The sequence below is a fragment of the Bradyrhizobium sp. 17 genome, from assembly GCF_023073515.1.
Taxonomy (GTDB): domain Bacteria; phylum Pseudomonadota; class Alphaproteobacteria; order Rhizobiales; family Xanthobacteraceae; genus Bradyrhizobium; species Bradyrhizobium canariense_D.
Genome location: NZ_JADPJQ010000068.1, coordinates 1 through 2,655, shown reverse-complemented (window position 1 = coordinate 2,655; position 2,655 = coordinate 1). Strand labels below are relative to the sequence as shown.

2 protein-coding genes and 1 pseudogene are annotated in these 2,655 nt (G+C 64.9%); 1 reads left to right on the top strand and 2 read right to left on the bottom strand.

The genetic code is table 11. The annotated features are described in order from the left end of the window. The coding region (locus tag IVB13_RS13440) for a caspase family protein (protein WP_247489127.1) at positions 1–1,187 on the bottom strand (1,187 nt) is incomplete at its 3' end. Positions 1,188–1,514: 327 nt separating this feature from the next. On the opposite strand from IVB13_RS13440, the gene IVB13_RS13435 reads away from it, so the two are divergent. Beyond that, a complete protein-coding gene (locus tag IVB13_RS13435; protein WP_204512507.1) occupies positions 1,515–1,958 on the top strand; it encodes a hypothetical protein in 444 nt (147 codons plus the stop codon). A gap of 32 nt (positions 1,959–1,990) precedes the next feature. Here the strand turns inward: IVB13_RS13435 and IVB13_RS13430 are convergent. Next, positions 1,991–2,655: pseudogene (locus IVB13_RS13430) on the bottom strand (hypothetical protein); the annotation flags it as partial.

Here is a 2,655-nt window from a genome sequence, read left to right as displayed (position 1 = left end):
TCCTCCGCCTGCCGGCGCGCCTCCGCAACCTGCCGCCGGGCATCGTCGAGCTCGCGCTTGGCCTGCTCGGCGATGCGTTGGCGCTCCTTCTCCAGATCGCGCCGGGCCTGTTCTGAGACCTGGAGCTTCGCCTGCTCGGCCTGGCGCGCAGCCTGCTCCTCGATCTGCTTCTTGACATCCTCGTTCTTCTGCCTGGCTTGCTGTTCGGCTTGCCGCCTCAGCAGGTCTGCCTTTTCACGGGCCTTCTCCGCCGCATCCAGCTTGTCGAGGGCCGCATGAGCAGACACAGCGTAGGGGCCGCTACCGTGAACGCCGAGAAACGAGGTCCACGCCTCCCTTGTGCCGATCTGCGCCGCAAATTCGTAGTCTCGCTGGGACTCCGCGTCCGGATCGACCTTTGGGGCAATCAGCGGCACCAGCGCCACGGTGTCGCCGCCGAGCGATCCGTAGACGAAGGGCTCCTGCCGCCGCCCCGTGCTCTTGAGCACCTCGTCGCGAACCCGGCCAAGCGTCAGGCGAAGGTCGAGGCCCGGTGTCGCCAAATGATTGAGGAGCGCGGTCGCAAACGGGCTGTGCGCACCGTCGCCGTCGCCGGCGACCGCGCCGGCCTTGGCGGCGAACGCAATCAGCGTATCCGCCGTGGCGGGCTCGATCTTGGCGAGGCCGCGGCCCATCGAACGCGTGGCGACACTGCGTGTCATCCGCTCTGCAAACGGATTGTCGCGGCAGGCATCGAGGATGACGAGCCGCAGCCGCTTCGCCGGATTTATCGCCTGGAGAATCCGGTCCAGCGGGACCGCCTCGTCCTCGACGTCGAAATCGCTCTGCAGCCTGGCATCTGCCGGAATCAGGAAGTTCGCGCCGTTCACCTCGATGCCGTGACCGGCGTAATAGACCACGGCCATGTCGGAATCCGCGGCAACCGCAGCAAAATCGCGCACCGCCCGCCGCATCTCGATGACGCCGAGATCGCGGCGAAGCTCCACGATATCGAACCCCATCCGCTTGAACACGTCGCTGATGGCGGCGGCGTCGTTGTCGGGATTGGCCAGCCGCGCGACGCTCTGGTAGTTGGACACACCAAGGACCAGCGCCACTCGCTTGTCGGCCTGCGCGGTCGTCGCCGCTGCCAGCATCCACAACATCGACAGCGCAAGCCGGCAGACCAACCGGCTTGAACGCAACATCGGGACTGAAGGGCTCAATCGGATCATGATGCAGGCTTCGCTCCACGCGTCAGCAATGTGGCTGCAATCGATATGAGTACTATTTCGATAGCGGTCCGCCCTCGGGTCTGTGCCATCGATCACACATCAGGCCCGGCCGTCAGGCGAGACGGTTGCCGCCGCGCAGTGTCCTGCCGGGCGACTCCCTGTTCGAAATGATAGTGGAAGGGGCATGGCATTGGGAAGCTGTCCAGCAACCTTCCGCAGATACTTGCCTCCCCGGGGCGCTTGAGCTTCTATGTCGGCATAAATCGCTTTTGCTTCGTTGGCCGCCAAGGGGTTTTCAGAATGATCCGTCCTTTCATGACAGTTGTATTGTCGATTGTAACCAGCGCCTCGTTGCTTCTTTCCGGCACTGCGAGCGCCGACAAGATGCGCCCGGGCTACAAGAGCTACGGAAACGCCCACGGCTTGAATGCCAACGCAGCTTGCCGTCGCCCGCATTTCAACATCTGCCAGGGTTGTAATGTCGTCATCCCGATGCGGGTCGCGCAAGACCGCGGTTGCGGGTTCAATTTCCAATCCCTGGGTCCGTTCGTGGGCCAGGACGTCGTCGTCTCTCCGGCGAACGGATCTTACAGCCTGGTCAACTCGACGAAGGCTGTGTACCGGCCGAATTCCGGCTTTACCGGCAGCGACCATTTCGAGAGCAGACTCTACTTCGAGGACGGCGCCGGCAAGCGCACGTTCCTGAATCTGAAAGTCAACGTCAACGTCGTTCCCAGCCTGTGAGCTGCCGAAGCACCGTGCTCTCGGCACCGGTCTCAATCACCCTCACAGCTGCCTCCGCATGAATCGGCTCCGCCGGACGGACGTGCGCGACCGCGCGGGCTCGGCTCCTGGCGCGATACCGCCTTTGGCTTCTGCGGCGGCGGATCGGGACGCCGGCGGCACGTGCTCTGGGCATCCAGCACGTCATTGCCGTCGCAGACGATCTGGACGCAACGATCGCCTTCTGCCTTTTGTCCCTTGGCGCACACCAGCGGACAGACACGATCGGGCCGGCCGCGCACCGCATCGAGCGCATCGAGGCTGGCAACTTTGACGTCGAATCTGGTGCCGGCGTTTCGGTTGAAATTGTCGAGCGCCTTTTGCGACGGCGCCGTCCAGGCACCGTCGGTGGTCCCGGGATCGCAGCCGACGCGCTTCAGATGGGCCTGGAGCAGGCGTGCAATATCCGCCGGATCCATTGCCGGCACGACAACCGACGCAGGGGCAGGCGCAGCCGGCGGAGTTAGCGCGGCGAGTGTGGCCTGTCGCTCCCGCTCGCGCTGTTCCTGTTCGCGCCTTGCGGCCTCGATCTGCTGCTGCGCGTCCAGCGCGGCCTGCTTCTTTGCCTGCTCGACCTGAAGGGCCGCATCCTCCGCCTGCCGGCGCGCCTCCGCAACCTGCCGCCGGGCATCGTCGAGCTCGCGCTTGGCCTGCTCGG

Excerpts from the sequence above, each read along its gene's own strand:
- IVB13_RS13435 (WP_204512507.1), top strand. The coding sequence starts at position 1,515 with ATGATCCGTCCTTTCATGACAGTTGTATTGTCGATTGTAACCAGCGCC.